This is a genomic window from Methylotenera sp. L2L1, assembly GCF_000744605.1.
Classification (GTDB): Bacteria; Pseudomonadota; Gammaproteobacteria; order Burkholderiales; family Methylophilaceae; genus Methylotenera.
In genome coordinates, this window is record NZ_JQMG01000001.1 from 2625122 (window position 1) to 2641989 (window position 16868).

The window sequence follows — 16868 nt, forward strand, 5'->3', positions numbered from 1 at the left end:
AAAGTTAAATCTAATTACAAATAAATAACGGTGCTATCGCATGATTAATCTGTAATCAACTTCTGATTGTCGATAAGATTTTGAATAATCTGTTGATCATTAGTGTAAGAACCTACTAAATCAACATTTTGCAAGGTAATCGTCTGCACTTCAGCTGTTGGGTTATAGCCATTATTAAAACTACCATTACTGCTGATATGAACAACTGTATCAGCGCCCACTTTTTCGAAATGGAGGTAGTTTTCTAAATTAGCGCCTACACCCTCACCAATCTCTCCTTGCAGCAGATCACGTAAATCTAACTTATCGCCATCAACGGTTGTATCAAAATCAGTCACAACATCCGCCACCGGTGTGCCAGCTGTGCCTACATCTGCAAGCGACCATTTAAATACATCTGCGCCAAGACCACCAGTTAATGTGTCACTACCAACACCGCCTATCAACACATCGTTACCGGTGCCTCCACTGAGCGTATCGTTACCGATTCCACCTTCAAGACGATCAGCGCCTGCTCCGCCCAACAGCGTGTCGTTCCCACTGCCGCCGATAAGGACATCATTACCAGCACCGGCTATCAGCGTATCGTTAGTAGCTCCGCCGATTAAGATCTCATCCCCATCTCCACCAGTAATGGTGGTACCCACTACATTGTAAACACTAGCAGTTGCTGAACTGGAAACACCATCCTCAGTAACAGTGTATTCAAACTTACCACTTTCCGTCATCGGACCAACAATATCTGTCAGTGTCAGCACTAAGTTGTAATTGGTGTCTGTCGTACCAACGGTTTGCACGCGAACAAAAAACTCACCAGTCACAGGTGCTGTGAAGTAGCCATTAGGAGCTAGCGTAGTCCCTGTACCTGTTGTTGTCACAGTAAATGTTTGCAGAACACCGTTAGCATCAAAGTACTCAACAAATGCGTTAACTCCTTGAGTTTGATTATCAACATCAATAAACACGCGCTCCCCTGCATACATTTTGACTTTAACGTAATCAACATCTCGAGTGCTTCCACTGTTATCAAGCACACCGCTAAACACGATAGAGCTACCGCCCACAGCATCCACAGCCCATGCTGGCGTACCAGAAATTAGCGTGCCAAATCGACTGCGGTCTGTTAAATCTACCGCATTCTCGCGCGTAGTATTCTGTGTTTGCGACGTTGAATCAAAAGGTGCCTCTGTCACAACCTGTACCGTCTTAGCCGCCACCGCATTCGCGGTGAACTGTACAGTACCTGTACCACTTACCGTGCCATTCACCGCATTCTGCGTACTTGTGATTCCACCGCTACCTCTCACACTGTCGTTATGAAGTAACGCATCAGCAGAAACACTAATTGGAGTTCCTGTTACGACATTGGTAAGAATCGTATCTGCATTAGGGTCTAAGTTTGCAACATAATCTAAATTGATGTTGAGGTTAATGCTTCTAGTATCTCCATCCCCATCAATCGCGGTTACGAAGAATATTTCTTGCTCATTTTGTACCGTTCTATTGAGCAATAACTGATAATTGTACTCACCTGAGAGGAAGTCCACAGTCAACTCACCGCCCTTGTTAGTTTGCACGCTAATGCTACTTGGGCCACTTGCACTATAGGTATAAGTAACGCCATCCACAACAATACTGTTCAGCCTTCCGCCATCTGCTCCTAGTAGGAAACCACTAGTTCCACTACCTGAAAGTACAGACAAGCTTCCAACAACAACACCACCATCAACCGTTGCAAGTAAGGTATCTGCTAGCTCAGCCGGGTTATCAACACGAATCGCATAATCCTCAGTGCCGTTCCCGTTAGCATCCACATTAGGGTATGCAATTGGCGTGATTGCACTTAGTGATGCGGTGCCAATACCAACACCAAAGGAGATATCTCCATTAGCGCTGACAAAGTTTTGCCACTGTGTTTGTAAAGTTGCATCAACTTCATAACCAGAGTTTGGCAAACCATCAGTAATAAAATAGAACAATGTCTTATCTGCTACTGGTTTCGTGAACCCAGACATTGTTTCATTTAATCCGGTTGAGTATTGCGTACCACCGCCAGCCTGAATACTATCGACATAGCGCACAGCCCCAGTTACATCATCAATGTACCATTCACTTTCAACCGCATCAGATGCAAAGCTAACAATCTTAACGTTGACATTTCCTAGTCCATCATAACGATCAACCAATTGAGCAATCGCAGCTTTAGCAATCTCCATGCGGTTAGTAGTTGCATCATAGCCTGATTGATTAGACCATAGACCATTCCCATCTTGTGCCATACTGCCTGAACGGTCTAACACGATTACCACGTTAAAGGTAAGTGCATTAGTAGCCGCTTGTAGCGTTTCAGTAATACTGCCACCGACAGGTGCATCATCAACAATATTAATCACTAAATTAGCATTAGCTGTTCGGCCAGTAACGCTATCGGTTAGCACATAATTAAATGTCGGCGTGTCATTCACACCTTGAGTGGTGGCCGCATTTAAGGTGTAGGTATAAGCGCCTGTAGAAGCGTTCACAACTAAGGTACCCGTCGCGTTAGTCAAGGTAATCGTCCCGCCTGAAGCTACTGTGCCGTTAATGCTTGTGATTGTAGTGCTAGATGAAATACCTGCATCATTGGCAAGCAAGTTTCCTGTTACTGTGGTTGCAAGCACACCAGCTTGCGTACCAGTGCTAAGGCCCGATTCATAAACACTAGCAGAATCTGCTGTTGCAGTAATCGTAGTGTCCGTACTAACTGATAACGTTGCAGTATTAGATAACGTGCCATCACCATCAATCAAAGTGTAATTGAATACATCAGGTGTAACGCTAGTTAAATCTGGCTGTACAGTTAAACCGTTAATACGATAGTGAGTACCATTAGCTCCTGAACTAAATACGAGATACTGATAACTTGAAGATGCTGTAATCGTTGCAGTCACAATACTACTATTTGCGTTACTTCCAGAAATAGTACCACTATCAACCAATTGTCCTGATGCATTGTAAGCACGCCAGATAGCGCTCTCGCCACTTGTCAGATTGGTAAGTGTCACAATAGCGGAGTTAGACATAGCGTTAATATCCAACACTAGGCTTTCATTCTGCTCTATTCTGCCATTGTCATTAGTATTTATTCCCCCTCCTGACTCAACTCCCAAGCCATCGTTGGTAGTCCCACTTGGATTGCTATAGGTTACTTGCCCTGATCCAGAGCTAAGGTTAGCCAAAATAATATTTTGATAGTTACCAAATGTGTTTCCACTGCTACCTCCATATAATGTAGCTCTCTGTCCGTTAGTAGATTCAAAGCCGTATAATTGAACACCAGAGGTGTTCCATTGTGCAATGGTCGCACCAGTGTTTCCTGGAGAAGCCGCCACTGAAATAGTTTGATAACTGGAATTGTAGGTATAACTACCATCTTGCTGAATCACAAGAGTTCCATTTGCGGTATTGATTGTCTGCCCACCTACACCAACTGTGTATGTAACACCACCATATGTCACGGTGGATAATCTTGTTGGTGCATCAAGGAATGAGTCAGCACCACCAGAAGCAATACCGCCCGCACCAGTAATCACATTCCCTGTGGTCGTACCACCGATACCAACACTGTCCAAATCATTATTAGCTACTGGTGATGAATCAGCAATATTGATTGTGACTGTGGTCCAAGCTGAAGTTTGACCACCATCAGATGCTTTATACACAAAACTATCTACATCAGGGCTTGCATCACTATGATTACGTGTTGGCGCAGTATAAGTAAATGTACCGTTAGCATTCATCACGACAGTACCGCCTAATGCCGTAGTAATTGAACTCGTACCGTTTGCAGTTGTAGCAGAAGACCCACTATTTGTAGCAAATTGAGCGACTGTTAAATTAGCAAGTGCCGAATCCACATCGGTATCATTCGCCAACACATTGCCGCGAACAACAGTCGCTCCTTCCAACACACTGTTAGCGCCGTTAAACACGTCTGCCACACCAACTGGGGCATCATTCACAGCAATAACATTAATAGTGGCAGTAGCTGTGTTCGAGTTCGCAAATCCGTCATTGACAACCACAGTAATATTTCTAGGAGTTGTATTTGGTGCATCGCTTGTGTTTGCAAAAGTAATCGCACGAATTGCTGATTGGTAATTAGCCAAAGTAGCATTGCCGCTTAATGTCACCACATTACCTACAATGCTGCTAGCAATACCTGCAGGTAACCCGCCTGCAGCAAGTACATCACCAGCTTGCATATTAGTTAATGTAATCACTGCACTCACTAAATTGGTAGAGTCAACATCCGTGATTGCAATATCAGTATCAGCAATAGAGATACCAGCACCATTTTCAGTATATGTAGTAACAAAATTCACACCAGTTGATGTGGAGTTATTTGCATCAAGGTCTATTACAGGGGCATCATTTGTGCCGTTAATGGTGATGTTGAGCACGGCTGTCGTTGTCGTGCCGTCGCCATCGGTCAGCGTGTAGGTGTAGCTGTCGATCAAGGTTTGACCGTTGTTGAGCGCGTTCACCGCTGGGTTGGCGTTGTTCAGTGTGTAGCTGTAAGTGCCGTCGCTGTTCAACACCAGACTGCCGTACGTTAGGTTGCCACTGTAGGCGCTGATCGGGGTCGCGTTGCTGTCTGCACCGACCGTGTCGTTGCTGAGCACTGTGCCGCTCACCGTGTTCGGGGCGGCGTCTTCTGTGATGCTGGCGCTGTCGTTCACCGCCACTGGGCTGCTGTCGGTGATCACGATGTCGAGGTTATTGATCGGACTGGTGGCGCCTAGGTCGTCGGTCACGCTAATCGCGATGCTATCGGTGACATCGCCGTTGACGCTTTGTACGTTCGGGTCGTAGGTGTAGCTGACGACGCCTGTGCCGGCATTGTAGCCAGTCAGGATCAGGGTGCCTTCGCCAGTGTTGATGCTGACTGGGCTGCTGCCAAGATTGCCGAGTTGTGCTTCGGTCACGGTGGTGCCGCCTACGCTAATGCTGGCGAGGCCGGCCGGGGTGCTGACACTGAAGCTACCTGCCGTCGCGCCTGCGGTCTCAGGCAAGGTGCTGTCGCCAGCCGCAAGGCCGTTGGTGTCAGGGATACTGACGCTAGGCGCGCCATCGGTGTTGCCGTTAATGGTGATGTTGAGCACGGCTGTCGTTGTCGTGCCGTCGCCATCGGTCAGCGTGTAGGTGTAGCTGTCGATCAAGGTTTGACCGTTGTTGAGCGCGTTCACCGCTGGGTTGGCGTTGTTCAGTGTGTAGCTGTAAGTGCCGTCGCTGTTCAACACCAGACTGCCGTACGTTAGGTTGCCACTGTAGGCGCTGATCGGGGTCGCGTTGCTGTCTGCACCGACCGTGTCGTTGCTGAGCACTGTGCCGCTCACCGTGTTCGGGGCGGCGTCTTCTGTGATGCTGGCGCTGTCGTTCACCGCCACTGGGCTGCTGTCGGTGATCACGATGTCGAGGTTATTGATCGGACTGGTGGCGCCTAGGTCGTCGGTCACGCTAATCGCGATGCTATCGGTGACATCGCCGTTGACGCTTTGTACGTTCGGGTCGTAGGTGTAGCTGACGACGCCTGTGCCGGCATTGTAGCCAGTCAGGATCAGGGTGCCTTCGCCAGTGTTGATGCTGACTGGGCTGCTGCCAAGATTGCCGAGTTGTGCTTCGGTCACGGTGGTGCCGCCTACGCTAATGCTGGCGAGGCCGGCCGGGGTGCTGACACTGAAGCTACCTGCCGTCGCGCCTGCGGTCTCAGGCAAGGTGCTGTCGCCAGCCGCAAGGCCGTTGGTGTCAGGGATACTGACGCTAGGCGCGCCATCGGTGTTGCCGTTAATGGTGATGTTGAGCACGGCTGTCGTTGTCGTGCCGTCGCCATCGGTCAGCGTGTAGGTGTAGCTGTCGATCAAGGTTTGACCGTTGTTGAGCGCGTTCACCGCTGGGTTGGCGTTGTTCAGTGTGTAGCTGTAAGTGCCGTCGCTGTTCAACACCAGACTGCCGTACGTTAGGTTGCCACTGTAGGCGCTGATCGGGGTCGCGTTGCTGTCTGCACCGACCGTGTCGTTGCTGAGCACTGTGCCGCTCACCGTGTTCGGGGCGGCGTCTTCTGTGATGCTGGCGCTGTCGTTCACCGCCACTGGGCTGCTGTCGGTGATCACGATGTCGAGGTTATTGATCGGACTGGTGGCGCCTAGGTCGTCGGTCACGCTAATCGCGATGCTATCGGTGACATCGCCGTTGACGCTTTGTACGTTCGGGTCGTAGGTGTAGCTGACGACGCCTGTGCCGGCATTGTAGCCAGTCAGGATCAGGGTGCCTTCGCCAGTGTTGATGCTGACTGGGCTGCTGCCAAGATTGCCGAGTTGTGCTTCGGTCACGGTGGTGCCGCCTACGCTAATGCTGGCGAGGCCGGCCGGGGTGCTGACACTGAAGCTACCTGCCGTCGCGCCTGCGGTCTCAGGCAAGGTGCTGTCGCCAGCCGCAAGGCCGTTGGTGTCAGGGATACTGACGCTAGGCGCGCCATCGGTGTTGCCGTTAATGGTGATGTTGAGCACGGCTGTCGTTGTCGTGCCGTCGCCATCGGTCAGCGTGTAGGTGTAGCTGTCGATCAAGGTTTGACCGTTGTTGAGCGCGTTCACCGCTGGGTTGGCGTTGTTCAGTGTGTAGCTGTAAGTGCCGTCGCTGTTCAACACCAGACTGCCGTACGTTAGGTTGCCACTGTAGGCGCTGATCGGGGTCGCGTTGCTGTCTGCACCGACCGTGTCGTTGCTGAGCACTGTGCCGCTCACCGTGTTCGGGGCGGCGTCTTCTGTGATGCTGGCGCTGTCGTTCACCGCCACTGGGCTGCTGTCGGTGATCACGATGTCGAGGTTATTGATCGGACTGGTGGCGCCTAGGTCGTCGGTCACGCTAATCGCGATGCTATCGGTGACATCGCCGTTGACGCTTTGTACGTTCGGGTCGTAGGTGTAGCTGACGACGCCTGTGCCGGCATTGTAGCCAGTCAGGATCAGGGTGCCTTCGCCAGTGTTGATGCTGACTGGGCTGCTGCCAAGATTGCCGAGTTGTGCTTCGGTCACGGTGGTGCCGCCTACGCTAATGCTGGCGAGGCCGGCCGGGGTGCTGACACTGAAGCTACCTGCCGTCGCGCCTGCGGTCTCAGGCAAGGTGCTGTCGCCAGCCGCAAGGCCGTTGGTGTCAGGGATACTGACGCTAGGCGCGCCATCGGTGTTGCCGTTAATGGTGATGTTGAGCACGGCTGTCGTTGTCGTGCCGTCGCCATCGGTCAGCGTGTAGGTGTAGCTGTCGATCAAGGTTTGACCGTTGTTGAGCGCGTTCACCGCTGGGTTGGCGTTGTTCAGTGTGTAGCTGTAAGTGCCGTCGCTGTTCAACACCAGACTGCCGTACGTTAGGTTGCCACTGTAGGCGCTGATCGGGGTCGCGTTGCTGTCTGCACCGACCGTGTCGTTGCTGAGCACTGTGCCGCTCACCGTGTTCGGGGCGGCGTCTTCTGTGATGCTGGCGCTGTCGTTCACCGCCACTGGGCTGCTGTCGGTGATCACGATGTCGAGGTTATTGATCGGACTGGTGGCGCCTAGGTCGTCGGTCACGCTAATCGCGATGCTATCGGTGACATCGCCGTTGACGCTTTGTACGTTCGGGTCGTAGGTGTAGCTGACGACGCCTGTGCCGGCATTGTAGCCAGTCAGGATCAGGGTGCCTTCGCCAGTGTTGATGCTGACTGGGCTGCTGCCAAGATTGCCGAGTTGTGCTTCGGTCACGGTGGTGCCGCCTACGCTAATGCTGGCGAGGCCGGCCGGGGTGCTGACACTGAAGCTACCTGCCGTCGCGCCTGCGGTCTCAGGCAAGGTGCTGTCGCCAGCCGCAAGGCCGTTGGTGTCAGGGATACTGACGCTAGGCGCGCCATCGGTGTTGCCGTTAATGGTGATGTTGAGCACGGCTGTCGTTGTCGTGCCGTCGCCATCGGTCAGCGTGTAGGTGTAGCTGTCGATCAAGGTTTGACCGTTGTTGAGCGCGTTCACCGCTGGGTTGGCGTTGTTCAGTGTGTAGCTGTAAGTGCCGTCGCTGTTCAACACCAGACTGCCGTACGTTAGGTTGCCACTGTAGGCGCTGATCGGGGTCGCGTTGCTGTCTGCACCGACCGTGTCGTTGCTGAGCACTGTGCCGCTCACCGTGTTCGGGGCGGCGTCTTCTGTGATGCTGGCGCTGTCGTTCACCGCCACTGGGCTGCTGTCGGTGATCACGATGTCGAGGTTATTGATCGGACTGGTGGCGCCTAGGTCGTCGGTCACGCTAATCGCGATGCTATCGGTGACATCGCCGTTGACGCTTTGTACGTTCGGGTCGTAGGTGTAGCTGACGACGCCTGTGCCGGCATTGTAGCCAGTCAGGATCAGGGTGCCTTCGCCAGTGTTGATGCTGACTGGGCTGCTGCCAAGATTGCCGAGTTGTGCTTCGGTCACGGTGGTGCCGCCTACGCTAATGCTGGCGAGGCCGGCCGGGGTGCTGACACTGAAGCTACCTGCCGTCGCGCCTGCGGTCTCAGGCAAGGTGCTGTCGCCAGCCGCAAGGCCGTTGGTGTCAGGGATACTGACGCTAGGCGCGCCATCGGTGTTGCCGTTAATGGTGATGTTGAGCACGGCTGTCGTTGTCGTGCCGTCGCCATCGGTCAGCGTGTAGGTGTAGCTGTCGATCAAGGTTTGACCGTTGTTGAGCGCGTTCACCGCTGGGTTGGCGTTGTTCAGTGTGTAGCTGTAAGTGCCGTCGCTGTTCAACACCAGACTGCCGTACGTTAGGTTGCCACTGTAGGCGCTGATCGGGGTCGCGTTGCTGTCTGCACCGACCGTGTCGTTGCTGAGCACTGTGCCGCTCACCGTGTTCGGGGCGGCGTCTTCTGTGATGCTGGCGCTGTCGTTCACCGCCACTGGGCTGCTGTCGGTGATCACGATGTCGAGGTTATTGATCGGACTGGTGGCGCCTAGGTCGTCGGTCACGCTAATCGCGATGCTATCGGTGACATCGCCGTTGACGCTTTGTACGTTCGGGTCGTAGGTGTAGCTGACGACGCCTGTGCCGGCATTGTAGCCAGTCAGGATCAGGGTGCCTTCGCCAGTGTTGATGCTGACTGGGCTGCTGCCAAGATTGCCGAGTTGTGCTTCGGTCACGGTGGTGCCGCCTACGCTAATGCTGGCGAGGCCGGCCGGGGTGCTGACACTGAAGCTACCTGCCGTCGCGCCTGCGGTCTCAGGCAAGGTGCTGTCGCCAGCCGCAAGGCCGTTGGTGTCAGGGATACTGACGCTAGGCGCGCCATCGGTGTTGCCGTTAATGGTGATGTTGAGCACGGCTGTCGTTGTCGTGCCGTCGCCATCGGTCAGCGTGTAGGTGTAGCTGTCGATCAAGGTTTGACCGTTGTTGAGCGCGTTCACCGCTGGGTTGGCGTTGTTCAGTGTGTAGCTGTAAGTGCCGTCGCTGTTCAACACCAGACTGCCGTACGTTAGGTTGCCACTGTAGGCGCTGATCGGGGTCGCGTTGCTGTCTGCACCGACCGTGTCGTTGCTGAGCACTGTGCCGCTCACCGTGTTCGGGGCGGCGTCTTCTGTGATGCTGGCGCTGTCGTTCACCGCCACTGGGCTGCTGTCGGTGATCACGATGTCGAGGTTATTGATCGGACTGGTGGCGCCTAGGTCGTCGGTCACGCTAATCGCGATGCTATCGGTGACATCGCCGTTGACGCTTTGTACGTTCGGGTCGTAGGTGTAGCTGACGACGCCTGTGCCGGCATTGTAGCCAGTCAGGATCAGGGTGCCTTCGCCAGTGTTGATGCTGACTGGGCTGCTGCCAAGATTGCCGAGTTGTGCTTCGGTCACGGTGGTGCCGCCTACGCTAATGCTGGCGAGGCCGGCCGGGGTGCTGACACTGAAGCTACCTGCCGTCGCGCCTGCGGTCTCAGGCAAGGTGCTGTCGCCAGCCGCAAGGCCGTTGGTGTCAGGGATACTGACGCTAGGCGCGCCATCGGTGTTGCCGTTAATGGTGATGTTGAGCACGGCTGTCGTTGTCGTGCCGTCGCCATCGGTCAGCGTGTAGGTGTAGCTGTCGATCAAGGTTTGACCGTTGTTGAGCGCGTTCACCGCTGGGTTGGCGTTGTTCAGTGTGTAGCTGTAAGTGCCGTCGCTGTTCAACACCAGACTGCCGTACGTTAGGTTGCCACTGTAGGCGCTGATCGGGGTCGCGTTGCTGTCTGCACCGACCGTGTCGTTGCTGAGCACTGTGCCGCTCACCGTGTTCGGGGCGGCGTCTTCTGTGATGCTGGCGCTGTCGTTCACCGCCACTGGGCTGCTGTCGGTGATCACGATGTCGAGGTTATTGATCGGACTGGTGGCGCCTAGGTCGTCGGTCACGCTAATCGCGATGCTATCGGTGACATCGCCGTTGACGCTTTGTACGTTCGGGTCGTAGGTGTAGCTGACGACGCCTGTGCCGGCATTGTAGCCAGTCAGGATCAGGGTGCCTTCGCCAGTGTTGATGCTGACTGGGCTGCTGCCAAGATTGCCGAGTTGTGCTTCGGTCACGGTGGTGCCGCCTACGCTAATGCTGGCGAGGCCGGCCGGGGTGCTGACACTGAAGCTACCTGCCGTCGCGCCTGCGGTCTCAGGCAAGGTGCTGTCGCCAGCCGCAAGGCCGTTGGTGTCAGGGATACTGACGCTAGGCGCGCCATCGGTGTTGCCGTTAATGGTGATGTTGAGCACGGCTGTCGTTGTCGTGCCGTCGCCATCGGTCAGCGTGTAGGTGTAGCTGTCGATCAAGGTTTGACCGTTGTTGAGCGCGTTCACCGCTGGGTTGGCGTTGTTCAGTGTGTAGCTGTAAGTGCCGTCGCTGTTCAACACCAGACTGCCGTACGTTAGGTTGCCACTGTAGGCGCTGATCGGGGTCGCGTTGCTGTCTGCACCGACCGTGTCGTTGCTGAGCACTGTGCCGCTCACCGTGTTCGGGGCGGCGTCTTCTGTGATGCTGGCGCTGTCGTTCACCGCCACTGGGCTGCTGTCGGTGATCACGATGTCGAGGTTATTGATCGGACTGGTGGCGCCTAGGTCGTCGGTCACGCTAATCGCGATGCTATCGGTGACATCGCCGTTGACGCTTTGTACGTTCGGGTCGTAGGTGTAGCTGACGACGCCTGTGCCGGCATTGTAGCCAGTCAGGATCAGGGTGCCTTCGCCAGTGTTGATGCTGACTGGGCTGCTGCCAAGATTGCCGAGTTGTGCTTCGGTCACGGTGGTGCCGCCTACGCTAATGCTGGCGAGGCCGGCCGGGGTGCTGACACTGAAGCTACCTGCCGTCGCGCCTGCGGTCTCAGGCAAGGTGCTGTCGCCAGCCGCAAGGCCGTTGGTGTCAGGGATACTGACGCTAGGCGCGCCATCGGTGTTGCCGTTAATGGTGATGTTGAGCACGGCTGTCGTTGTCGTGCCGTCGCCATCGGTCAGCGTGTAGGTGTAGCTGTCGATCAAGGTTTGACCGTTGTTGAGCGCGTTCACCGCTGGGTTGGCGTTGTTCAGTGTGTAGCTGTAAGTGCCGTCGCTGTTCAACACCAGACTGCCGTACGTTAGGTTGCCACTGTAGGCGCTGATCGGGGTCGCGTTGCTGTCTGCACCGACCGTGTCGTTGCTGAGCACTGTGCCGCTCACCGTGTTCGGGGCGGCGTCTTCTGTGATGCTGGCGCTGTCGTTCACCGCCACTGGGCTGCTGTCGGTGATCACGATGTCGAGGTTATTGATCGGACTGGTGGCGCCTAGGTCGTCGGTCACGCTAATCGCGATGCTATCGGTGACATCGCCGTTGACGCTTTGTACGTTCGGGTCGTAGGTGTAGCTGACGACGCCTGTGCCGGCATTGTAGCCAGTCAGGATCAGGGTGCCTTCGCCAGTGTTGATGCTGACTGGGCTGCTGCCAAGATTGCCGAGTTGTGCTTCGGTCACGGTGGTGCCGCCTACGCTAATGCTGGCGAGGCCGGCCGGGGTGCTGACACTGAAGCTACCTGCCGTCGCGCCTGCGGTCTCAGGCAAGGTGCTGTCGCCAGCCGCAAGGCCGTTGGTGTCAGGGATACTGACGCTAGGCGCGCCATCGGTGTTGCCGTTAATGGTGATGTTGAGCACGGCTGTCGTTGTCGTGCCGTCGCCATCGGTCAGCGTGTAGGTGTAGCTGTCGATCAAGGTTTGACCGTTGTTGAGCGCGTTCACCGCTGGGTTGGCGTTGTTCAGTGTGTAGCTGTAAGTGCCGTCGCTGTTCAACACCAGACTGCCGTACGTTAGGTTGCCACTGTAGGCGCTGATCGGGGTCGCGTTGCTGTCTGCACCGACCGTGTCGTTGCTGAGCACTGTGCCGCTCACCGTGTTCGGGGCGGCGTCTTCTGTGATGCTGGCGCTGTCGTTCACCGCCACTGGGCTGCTGTCGGTGATCACGATGTCGAGGTTATTGATCGGACTGGTGGCGCCTAGGTCGTCGGTCACGCTAATCGCGATGCTATCGGTGACATCGCCGTTGACGCTTTGTACGTTCGGGTCGTAGGTGTAGCTGACGACGCCTGTGCCGGCATTGTAGCCAGTCAGGATCAGGGTGCCTTCGCCAGTGTTGATGCTGACTGGGCTGCTGCCAAGATTGCCGAGTTGTGCTTCGGTCACGGTGGTGCCGCCTACGCTAATGCTGGCGAGGCCGGCCGGGGTGCTGACACTGAAGCTACCTGCCGTCGCGCCTGCGGTCTCAGGCAAGGTGCTGTCGCCAGCCGCAAGGCCGTTGGTGTCAGGGATACTGACGCTAGGCGCGCCATCGGTGTTGCCGTTAATGGTGATGTTGAGCACGGCTGTCGTTGTCGTGCCGTCGCCATCGGTCAGCGTGTAGGTGTAGCTGTCGATCAAGGTTTGACCGTTGTTGAGCGCGTTCACCGCTGGGTTGGCGTTGTTCAGTGTGTAGCTGTAAGTGCCGTCGCTGTTCAACACCAGACTGCCGTACGTTAGGTTGCCACTGTAGGCGCTGATCGGGGTCGCGTTGCTGTCTGCACCGACCGTGTCGTTGCTGAGCACTGTGCCGCTCACCGTGTTCGGGGCGGCGTCTTCTGTGATGCTGGCGCTGTCGTTCACCGCCACTGGGCTGCTGTCGGTGATCACGATGTCGAGGTTATTGATCGGACTGGTGGCGCCTAGGTCGTCGGTCACGCTAATCGCGATGCTATCGGTGACATCGCCGTTGACGCTTTGTACGTTCGGGTCGTAGGTGTAGCTGACGACGCCTGTGCCGGCATTGTAGCCAGTCAGGATCAGGGTGCCTTCGCCAGTGTTGATGCTGACTGGGCTGCTGCCAAGATTGCCGAGTTGTGCTTCGGTCACGGTGGTGCCGCCTACGCTAATGCTGGCGAGGCCGGCCGGGGTGCTGACACTGAAGCTACCTGCCGTCGCGCCTGCGGTCTCAGGCAAGGTGCTGTCGCCAGCCGCAAGGCCGTTGGTGTCAGGGATACTGACGCTAGGCGCGCCATCGGTGTTGCCGTTAATGGTGATGTTGAGCACGGCTGTCGTTGTCGTGCCGTCGCCATCGGTCAGCGTGTAGGTGTAGCTGTCGATCAAGGTTTGACCGTTGTTGAGCGCGTTCACCGCTGGGTTGGCGTTGTTCAGTGTGTAGCTGTAAGTGCCGTCGCTGTTCAACACCAGACTGCCGTACGTTAGGTTGCCACTGTAGGCGCTGATCGGGGTCGCGTTGCTGTCTGCACCGACCGTGTCGTTGCTGAGCACTGTGCCGCTCACCGTGTTCGGGGCGGCGTCTTCTGTGATGCTGGCGCTGTCGTTCACCGCCACTGGGCTGCTGTCGGTGATCACGATGTCGAGGTTATTGATCGGACTGGTGGCGCCTAGGTCGTCGGTCACGCTAATCGCGATGCTATCGGTGACATCGCCGTTGACGCTTTGTACGTTCGGGTCGTAGGTGTAGCTGACGACGCCTGTGCCGGCATTGTAGCCAGTCAGGATCAGGGTGCCTTCGCCAGTGTTGATGCTGACTGGCTGCTGCCAAGATTGCCGAGTTGTGCTTCGGTCACGGTGGTGCCGCCTACGCTAATGCTGGCGAGGCCGGCCGGGGTGCTGACACTGAAGCTACCTGCCGTCGCGCCTGCGGTCTCAGGCAAGGTGCTGTCGCCAGCCGCAAGGCCGTTGGTGTCAGGGATACTGACGCTAGGCGCGCCATCGGTGTTGCCGTTAATGGTGATGTTGAGCACGGCTGTCGTTGTCGTGCCGTCGCCATCGGTCAGCGTGTAGGTGTAGCTGTCGATCAAGGTTTGACCGTTGTTGAGCGCGTTCACCGCTGGGTTGGCGTTGTTCAGTGTGTAGCTGTAAGTGCCGTCGCTGTTCAACACCAGACTGCCGTACGTTAGGTTGCCACTGTAGGCGCTGATCGGGGTCGCGTTGCTGTCTGCACCGACCGTGTCGTTGCTGAGCACTGTGCCGCTCACCGTGTTCGGGGCGGCGTCTTCTGTGATGCTGGCGCTGTCGTTCACCGCCACTGGGCTGCTGTCGGTGATCACGATGTCGAGGTTATTGATCGGACTGGTGGCGCCTAGGTCGTCGGTCACGCTAATCGCGATGCTATCGGTGACATCGCCGTTGACGCTTTGTACGTTCGGGTCGTAGGTGTAGCTGACGACGCCTGTGCCGGCATTGTAGCCAGTCAGGATCAGGGTGCCTTCGCCAGTGTTGATGCTGACTGGCTGCTGCCAAGATTGCCGAGTTGTGCTTCGGTCACGGTGTGCCGCCTACGCTAATGCTGCGAGGCCGGCCGGGGTGCTGACACTGAAGCTACCTGCCGTCGCGCCTGCGGTCTCAGGCAAGGTGCTGTCGCCAGCCGCAAGGCCGTTGGTGTCAGGGATACTGACGCTAGGCGCGCATCGGTGTTGCCGTTAATGGATGTTGAGCACGCTGTCGTTGTCGTGCCGTCGCCATCGGTCAGCGTGTAGGTGTAGCTGTCGATCAAGGTTTGACCGTTGTTGAGCGCGTTCACCGCTGGGTTGGCGTTGTTCAGTGTGTAGCTGTAAGTGCCGTCGCTGTTCAACACCAGACTGCCGTACGTTAGGTTGCCACTGTAGGCGCTGATCGGGGTCGCGTTGCTGTCTGCACCGACCGTGTCGTTGCTGAGCACTGTGCCGCTCACCGTGTTCGGGGGGCGTCTTCTGTGATGCTGGCGCTGTCGTTCACCGCCACTGGGCTGCTGTCGGTGATCACGATGTCGAGGTTATTGATCGGACTGGTGGCGCCTAGGTCGTCGGTCACGCTAATCGCGATGCTATCGGTGACATCGCCGTTGACGCTTTGTACGTTCGGGTCGTAGGTGTAGCTGACGACGCCTGTGCCGGCATTGTAGCCAGTCAGGATCAGGGTGCCTTCGCCAGTGTTGATGCTGACTGGGCTGCTGCCAAGATTGCCGAGTTGTGCTTCGGTCACGGTGGTGCCGCCTACGCTAATGCTGGCGAGGCCCGGGGTGCTGACACTGAAGCTACCTGCCGTCGCGCCTGCGGTCTCAGGCAAGGTGCTGTCGCCAGCCGCAAGGCCGTTGGTGTCAGGATACTGACGCTAGGCGCCATCGGTGTTGCCGTTAATGGTGATGTTGAGCACGGCTGTCGTTGTCGTGCCGTCGCCATCGGTCAGCGTGTAGGTGTAGCTGTCGATCAAGGTTTGACCGTTGTTGAGCGCGTTCACCGCTGGGTTGGCGTTGTTCAGTGTGTAGCTGTAAGTGCCGTCGCTGTTCAACACCAGACTGCCGTACGTTAGGTTGCACTGTAGGCGCTGATCGGGTCGCGTTGCTGTCTGCACCGACCGTGTCGTTGCTGAGCACTGTGCCGCTCACCGTGTTCGGGCGGCGTCTTCTGTGATGCTTGTCGTTCACCGCCACAGTATTTCATCTTGCGATTAATAACATCTGCAAAACTATTGCCGACAATGCTGTATCAATAGGAGTTGCAGAGCCAAATTCATAAGCAAATCTAAAATTATTAAGATCGTCGTTAATTCTCAGAAGATCAACAAACCCAAAACCATAGCTATTAGAAGAGCCACCAGGACCTGCGGCAGTTTCTTCCAACACCTCACTAATATCTTTACCCTCTTCAATCGCTTTAACAACAGTATCTATCGTGGCCACATTCACCGAACTATCCAGAGATGCAGGCACAAAGGCCTCAACAAGCTCATCTGCAAAAGCGATCAACTGCTCAGCCCGATATGGATTACTTGACCGTTGGCCAACTGCAACTCCACCTCAACACCTGCACCAGTTTTAATGGTATCCGCAGTTTGAATGTTGTCACCTAATCTCAAGTCACGCTGATTACCGTTATTTGAAATTAATGTCGCAGTACCTGTGATTGCGATGATTTTGCCGATTAATGCCATGTTAATATCCTAAGAAATATTAGAGCTTACGGTTAAGCTTTTATGCGTTACTTAACATTAAACACCTTGAAATAGCGAAAGCATATTGTACCAATGGCCAATATGTCACCAATCACTTTAAAAAGCATCAAGCGTCCTTAAAGTTTCAAGAATCAATGGTAGTTAAGGTATGATATTTCAGGGCATTAATGTCAATCTGACATTACATTTTGGAGCATGAGTGACTGCTATCATTAATAAAACATTAGGCACACAAAAGTTGCGATTATGCATCGTTGTGATGATGATGTTTTTGCCACTATGCTTTCACTATATTTCGGCAGAAGGCTATGACGCTAACAAACTCGCCACGCTAGCCAAGCAGAAATATGGTGATGAAGCCCACGATGACTTCGTGGAATTACAACAACTCATCACAACACTGAGAAATGC

General features: G+C 55.3%; 7 protein-coding genes and 1 pseudogene. 1 reads left to right on the plus strand and 7 read right to left on the minus strand.

Annotation, left to right across the window (positions count from 1 at the left end; genetic code table 11):
- Nucleotides 1–44: 44 nt before the first annotated feature.
- The 7 genes from FG24_RS12655 to FG24_RS12330 form a co-directional block, all read right to left on the minus strand.
- Complete coding sequence (locus FG24_RS12655; RefSeq protein ID WP_036303726.1) at nucleotides 45–13922, minus strand: VCBS domain-containing protein; 13878 nt, start codon at nucleotides 13920–13922, stop codon at nucleotides 45–47.
- Between the two features lie 101 nt (nucleotides 13923–14023).
- Nucleotides 14024–14623, minus strand: a complete 600-nt coding sequence (locus tag FG24_RS12305; RefSeq protein WP_036303728.1) for a VCBS domain-containing protein — start codon at nucleotides 14621–14623, stop codon at nucleotides 14024–14026.
- A gap of 185 nt (nucleotides 14624–14808) precedes the next feature.
- On the minus strand, nucleotides 14809–15198 hold the full coding sequence (locus FG24_RS12310; protein ID WP_036303730.1) for a VCBS domain-containing protein: 390 nt from the start codon (nucleotides 15196–15198) through the stop codon (nucleotides 14809–14811).
- Nucleotides 15195–15572, minus strand: a complete 378-nt coding sequence (locus tag FG24_RS12315) for a hypothetical protein (RefSeq protein WP_036303731.1) — start codon at nucleotides 15570–15572, stop codon at nucleotides 15195–15197. Before FG24_RS12315 ends, FG24_RS12310 begins: the two co-directional genes overlap by 4 nt.
- Before the next feature lie 45 nt (nucleotides 15573–15617).
- Nucleotides 15618–15857 carry a VCBS domain-containing protein gene (locus FG24_RS12320; RefSeq protein WP_081880991.1) on the minus strand — a complete coding sequence of 80 codons (240 nt, stop codon included), beginning with the start codon at nucleotides 15855–15857 and terminating at the stop codon, nucleotides 15618–15620.
- A gap of 85 nt (nucleotides 15858–15942) precedes the next feature.
- Nucleotides 15943–16251, minus strand: coding sequence for a hypothetical protein (locus FG24_RS12325; protein WP_036303734.1), 309 nt, complete (start codon nucleotides 16249–16251; stop codon nucleotides 15943–15945).
- Nucleotides 16248–16436, minus strand: coding sequence for a hypothetical protein (locus FG24_RS12330; RefSeq protein ID WP_036303737.1), 189 nt, complete (start codon nucleotides 16434–16436; stop codon nucleotides 16248–16250). Before FG24_RS12330 ends, FG24_RS12325 begins: the two co-directional genes overlap by 4 nt.
- A 220-nt stretch (nucleotides 16437–16656) precedes the next feature.
- Here FG24_RS12330 and FG24_RS12335 point away from each other — a divergent pair.
- Nucleotides 16657–16868: pseudogene (locus tag FG24_RS12335) on the plus strand (transglutaminase-like cysteine peptidase); the annotation flags it as partial.